Source organism: Inquilinus sp., assembly GCF_057815775.1.
In genome coordinates, this window is record NZ_JBYRFX010000165.1 from 1 (window position 1) to 4,369 (window position 4,369).

5 protein-coding genes and 1 pseudogene are annotated in these 4,369 nt (G+C 69.2%); 5 read left to right on the top strand and 1 reads right to left on the bottom strand.

What is annotated here, in order from left to right:
• The 5 genes and pseudogenes from AC3XYG_RS05990 to rplS all read left to right on the top strand — a co-directional run.
• Window positions 1-1,023, top strand: a pseudogene (locus tag AC3XYG_RS05990) (hypothetical protein); the annotation flags it as partial.
• A 61-nt stretch (window positions 1,024-1,084) separates the two neighbouring features.
• Window positions 1,085-1,447, top strand: coding sequence for a 30S ribosomal protein S16 (gene rpsP, locus AC3XYG_RS05995; RefSeq protein ID WP_489138901.1), 363 nt, complete (start codon window positions 1,085-1,087; stop codon window positions 1,445-1,447).
• 92 nt (window positions 1,448-1,539) lie between these two features.
• Entirely contained in the window at window positions 1,540-2,100 is a 561-nt protein-coding gene (gene rimM, locus AC3XYG_RS06000; protein WP_489138902.1) for a ribosome maturation factor RimM, read from the top strand.
• A 1-nt stretch (window position 2,101) separates the two neighbouring features.
• On the top strand, window positions 2,102-2,917 hold the full coding sequence (gene trmD / locus AC3XYG_RS06005; RefSeq protein ID WP_489138903.1) for a tRNA (guanosine(37)-N1)-methyltransferase TrmD: 816 nt from the start codon (window positions 2,102-2,104) through the stop codon (window positions 2,915-2,917).
• A 4-nt stretch (window positions 2,918-2,921) separates the two neighbouring features.
• Window positions 2,922-3,314: a 50S ribosomal protein L19 gene (gene rplS / locus AC3XYG_RS06010; protein ID WP_309801630.1), complete on the top strand. Its 393-nt coding sequence runs from the start codon at window positions 2,922-2,924 to the stop codon at window positions 3,312-3,314.
• Window positions 3,315-3,400: 86 nt separating this feature from the next.
• Here the strand turns inward: rplS and AC3XYG_RS06015 are convergent.
• Window positions 3,401-4,369, bottom strand: a 969-nt coding sequence (locus AC3XYG_RS06015; RefSeq protein WP_489138904.1) for a serine hydrolase domain-containing protein, incomplete at its 5' end; no start/stop codon positions are given.

Sequence of the window (4,369 nt, forward strand, 5' to 3'; positions counted from 1 at the left end):
GCCATGACCGGCCAGGACGCGGTCAACGTCGCCCGCACCTTCCATGAGCGGGTCGGCGTCACCGGCATCGTCCTGACCCGGGTCGACGGCGACAGCCGCGGCGGCGCCGCCCTGTCGATGCGTGCCGTCACCGGCCAGCCGATCAAGCTGATCGGCACGGGCGAGAAGATGGACGCGCTGGAGCGCGGCCGCCTCGAAGGCTTCGACGTCGTCCTGCTCGACACCGCCGGCCGCCTCGCCATCGACGAGGAGCTGATGGCCGAGGTGGTGGCCATCCGCGATGCCACCAAGCCGACCGAGACCCTGCTGGTGGCCGACGCCATGACCGGCCAGGACGCGGTCAACGTCGCCCGCACCTTCCATGAGCGGGTCGGCGTCACCGGCATCGTCCTGACCCGGGTCGACGGCGACAGCCGCGGCGGCGCCGCCCTGTCGATGCGCGCCGTCACCGGCCAGCCGATCAAGCTGATCGGCGTCGGCGAGAAGATGGACGCGCTGGAGCTGTTCCATCCCGACCGCATCGCCAACCGTATCCTCGGCATGGGCGACGTCGTCAGCCTGGTCGAGAAGGCGGCGCAGTCGATCGAGAAGGAGGATGCCGAGAAGCTCGCGGCCAAGATCCAGAAGGGCGAATTCGACCTCGAGGACCTCGCCTCCCAGCTGCGCCAGATGCGCAAGATGGGCGGCATGCAGGGGCTGATGGGCATGCTGCCCGGCATCGGCAAGATGAAGGACCAGATGAAGACCGCTGGCCTGGACGACAAGATGATCAAGCGGCAGGAGGCGATCATCTCCTCGATGACGCCGACCGAGCGCCGCAACCCGAAGATCATCCATGCCAAGCGCAAGATCCGCATCGCCGCCGGGTCCGGCAGCACGGTGCAGGATGTGAACAAGCTGCTGAAACAGCATCAGCAGATGGCTGACATGATGAAGCGGATGAAGAAGCTGGGGAAGGCCGGGCTGATGCGCGGCATGCCGAAGCTGCCGCCCGGCATGCTGCCCCCCGGCTTCAAGATGTAAGGGGCGGTCGCCCTTTCGTTCCCTAGTGACACTATAGATTGACCCTGAGGAGAGTACCGTAATGTCCGTCAAGATCCGCCTGACCCGTGGCGGCGCCAAGAAGCGCCCGTTCTACTCGATCGTCATCGCCGACACGCGCAGCCCGCGCGACGGCCGCTTCATCGAGAAGGTCGGCACCTACAACCCGATGCTGGAGAAGGATCATCCGGAGCGCCTGGTGCTGAAGGCCGACCGGATCAAGCATTGGCTGTCGGTCGGCGCCCAGCCGACGGACCGCGTCGCCAAGTTCCTCGGCCAGGCCGAGCTGGCGCCGATGCCGACCTACCGCGACACCCCGTCCAAGTCGGCGCCGAAGGCGAAGGCCCAGGAGCGCGCCAAGGCCGCTGCCGACGCCGCCGCTGCCGCCGCCCCGGCCGAGGCCTGATCCGAACGGCTTCTCCCTTCGCTCCCCATTTGTCATGCCCGGCATGACAAATGTGAAAGGGCGAGGGGAGGGCCGCCATCGGATCGTCCGCGATGTCCCAACCCGCCAAGGTCTGCGTCGGCCAGATCACCGGGGCGCATGGCGTCCGCGGCCTGGTGAAGGTCAAGCCCTTCACCGCCGCACCGGATGACCTGACCGCCTATGGCCCGGTCTCGGACGAGGCCGGGGCGCGGCGCTTTGCGCTGCAGCTGATGTCCTGGGCCAAGGACCAGTGGATCGCCCGGGTCGACGGCGTGGCCGACCGCGACGCCGCCGCCGCCCTGCGCGGCGTGCGGCTGTATGTCGACCGCGCCGCGCTGCCGGAGCCGGAAGAGGACGAGTTCTACCACGCCGACCTGATCGGCCTTGTGGCGGACCTTCCGGACGGGCAGCGCTTCGGCACGATCCGCGCCGTCTTCGATTTCGGCGCCGGCGAGTTCCTGGAGGTCGCGCGGGTCGGCGGCGGCACCGTCATGGTGCCGTTCACCCTCGCCGCGGTGCCGCTGGTCGACATATCAGGCCGTCGCGTCGTGATCGACCCGCCGGCCGGGCTGCTGGAGCCGGCGGAACGGCCGCCCGAAGAGGCGGACGACGATACGGAGGAGCAGGCCTGACATGGCCTGGACCGCCCGCATCCTGACGCTGTTTCCGGAGATGTTTCCGGGACCGGTCGGCCAGTCCCTGGCCGGGAAAGCGCTGGCGCGCGGCGACTGGGCGCTGGAATCGGTGGACATTCGCGGTTTCGCGCGCGATAAGCACCGCTCGGTCGACGACGCCCCTTTCGGGGGCGGCGCCGGCATGGTCATGCTTCCCCAGGTTCTCGACGACGCCATCCAGGCGGTGCGGCGGCCCGGGGAGCGTCTGATCTATCTGAGTCCCCGCGGCCGGCTGCTCGATCAGGCGCTGGTGCGGGAGCTGGCGGCGGAACAGGCGGTCGTCCTGCTCTGCGGCCGGTACGAAGGGGTCGACCAGCGGCTTCTCGACGCCCAGGGGGCGGAAGAGGTCAGCCTGGGCGATTTCGTCCTGTCCGGCGGTGAGCTTGCCGCGCTGGCCCTGATCGATGCCGTGGTGCGTCTGCTCCCCGGTGTCATGGGCAACGCGGAGAGTGCCGGGGAGGAGAGTTTCGGGGACGAGTTCGGGGCGGGTCTCCTGGAGTACCCGCTGTATACCCGGCCGGCCCTGTGGACGGGCGCTGACGGTGCACCGCGCGCGGTGCCGGAGACCCTGGTCTCCGGCCATCACGACAAGGTGCGGCGCTGGCGCCTGGACCAGGCGGAAAGCATCACCCGGGAGCGACGCCCGGACCTCTGGCAGCGATACCTCGCCGCGCATCCCGAACGGGAGAATGGCGGCGGGAGCCACGTCCGAAAGCGCCCGGGCCGAGAGCGCCAGGCAATTGGCGAAGCGACACCAATGAACAAGAAGGACTAGAGCCATGAACATCATCCAGACGATCGAGCAGGAGCAGATCGAGAAGCTCACCGCCGACCGCAAGGTCCCGGACTTCCAGCCCGGCGACACGGTCAAGGTGAACGTCAAGGTCATCGAAGGCACGCGTGAGCGTGTGCAGGCCTATGAGGGCGTCTGCATCGGCCGCAAGAACGCCGGCCTGAACAGCCACTTCACCGTGCGCAAGATCAGCTATGGCGAGGGCGTCGAGCGCGTCTTCCCGCTGTACAGCCCGCGCATCGACTCGATCGAGGTCGTGCGTCGCGGTGCCGTCCGCCGCGCCAAGCTCTATTACCTCCGTGACCGCCGCGGCAAGGCCGCCCGCATCACCGAGCGTCGCGACAACAAGCCCCAGGAGCAGGGCAAGGAAAAGGCGTAAGCCTCATCCTCGGCAAATGGTTCGAAGGGCCGGTGCACCGCACCGGCCCTTTTTCGTTGTCCTGCTTTTCGTCGCCCGGGGCCGGCCTAGATCGCCGGCTTCCCCGCCGCCTCCGCCGCCGCCACGATGCCGTCGGCCAGCAGCCCGTGCAGGTCCTGGACGTAGCCGTCGTTGGACGGCGCCGCCGGGTTCGAGGTCATCACCACGGTCAGGCCCAGATCGGGCACGACATAGAGCATCTGCCCGCCGAAGCCCCAGGCATAATAGACCGGATGGCCGCGCGCCGTGGTGATGAACCAGCCATAGCCATAGGCATGGCCGGTGTAGGGCGACCGGGTGCGGGGCGTCCACGAGCTCTGCACCCAGCCCTGCGGCAGCACCCGGCGGCCATCGACCATGCCGTCATGGCGGTACAGCTCGCCCAGGCGCAGCAGGGCGCGGGGCGACAGCCGCATGTCGTTGCCACCGACATAGATGCCCTGGGGGTCGCGCGGCCAGGCCGGTATGGCGATGCCCAGCGGGCCGCCCAGCCAGTCGCGCATCAGTGCCAGGGTGCTGCGGCCGGTGACCCTAGTCAGCGCCGCCGACAGCAGATGGGTGTCGCCGGTCGAATACAGCATGCCTCCGCCGGGCTGGTCGACGAAGGGCTGGGCCAGGATGTAGTGCACCCAGTTCCGGCTTTGCGTCCAGCGGCTGTAGTTCGGGCCCGAGGTGCGGTCCAGCCCGGCCCGCATCGACAGCAGGTGGTCGATGGTGATGCGGCCCAGCAGCGGATCCGCCGTCGGCGGCAGGAAGCCGGCGAAGATCGGGGCGATCGGCTGGTCGACGCCGGTGAAGACGCGGTGTTCGATGGCGATGCCGACCAGCGCCGACATCACCGTCTTCGAGGCCGACTTGATGTTGACCGGCTGGTCCAGCCCCGGCCCGTGGAAGGCGCGCTCGACCACCGGGACCCCGTCATGGGCGATGATCAGCGCGTGCAGGCGCGGCAGCGCCGCCGCCCGCCGCAGCACCGGCTCCAGCAGGGCGGGATCGAGGCCGGGGGTGGCGGCCTC

Excerpts from the sequence above, each read along its gene's own strand:
- rpsP (WP_489138901.1), top strand. The coding sequence starts at position 1,085 with ATGTCCGTCAAGATCCGCCTGACCCGTGGCGGCGCCAAGAAGCGCCCG.
- rimM (WP_489138902.1), top strand. The coding sequence starts at position 1,540 with ATGTCCCAACCCGCCAAGGTCTGCGTCGGCCAGATCACCGGGGCGCAT.
- trmD (WP_489138903.1), top strand. The coding sequence starts at position 2,102 with ATGGCCTGGACCGCCCGCATCCTGACGCTGTTTCCGGAGATGTTTCCG.
- rplS (WP_309801630.1), top strand. The coding sequence starts at position 2,922 with ATGAACATCATCCAGACGATCGAGCAGGAGCAGATCGAGAAGCTCACC.